Here is a 687-nt window from a genome sequence, read left to right as displayed (position 1 = left end):
GCACCCCCCAGTGAAACACTTGCCGCGTCGTCGGCCGCGTCAGATGGGTATAAGGGACAGGGGGAGGGCATGGGGGCAGTGTGCCCGGCCGCACCGACAACCGGCGGGGAACGGCGCGGCACCCGATCGGGGAGGCCGGCTCCCGCACGGCCTTGACCTCAGGGCAACTCGAGGTTTCAGCATGGGGTGTGCCGGTGTCCGACCGGGCGGCGACACACGGTTCCCGGCCCGCCGGGACGAGGGGAGGAGCCCGTCATGCGCGCCATCCGTCTGCACGCCTTCGGTCCGCCGGAGAACCTGCGTCCCGAGGAGGTCCCCGCTCCCGCTCCCGGCCCCGGCGAGGTGGGGATGGCGGTCGAGGCGGCGGGCGTGCACCTGCTGGACACCGCCCTGCGCGCCGGCCGGGCGGGCGGCTTCCCGCTGCCGGAGCTGCCCGGGGTGCCCGGCCGGGAGGTGGCGGGCACGGTGGACGCGCTCGGGTCGGGCGTCCCGGAGTGGTGGCTGGGGCGGCGGGTCGTGGCCCACCTCGGCATGGTGCCCGGTGGGTACGCGGAGCGGGCGGTGACCGCCGTGGAGCGGCTGCACGAGCTCCCCGCCGAGTTGTCGGGGGCCCGGGCCGTCGCGCTGGTGGGGACGGGCCGCACGGCGGCCGGGATCCTGCGGGTCGCCGATCCGGGGCCCCCGGAC

At 77.3% G+C, this 687-nt stretch carries 1 protein-coding gene; it reads left to right on the top strand.

Annotated elements, in window-relative coordinates:
* Nucleotides 1-255: 255 nt before the first annotated feature.
* Nucleotides 256-687, top strand: a 432-nt coding sequence (locus FNQ90_RS25800) for an alcohol dehydrogenase catalytic domain-containing protein (RefSeq protein WP_182608513.1), incomplete at its 3' end; no start/stop codon positions are given.

Source organism: Streptomyces alkaliphilus, assembly GCF_014141535.1.
GTDB lineage: Bacteria > Actinomycetota > Actinomycetes > Streptomycetales > Streptomycetaceae > Streptomyces > Streptomyces alkaliphilus.
This window is presented reverse-complemented; position numbering and strand designations above follow the sequence as displayed.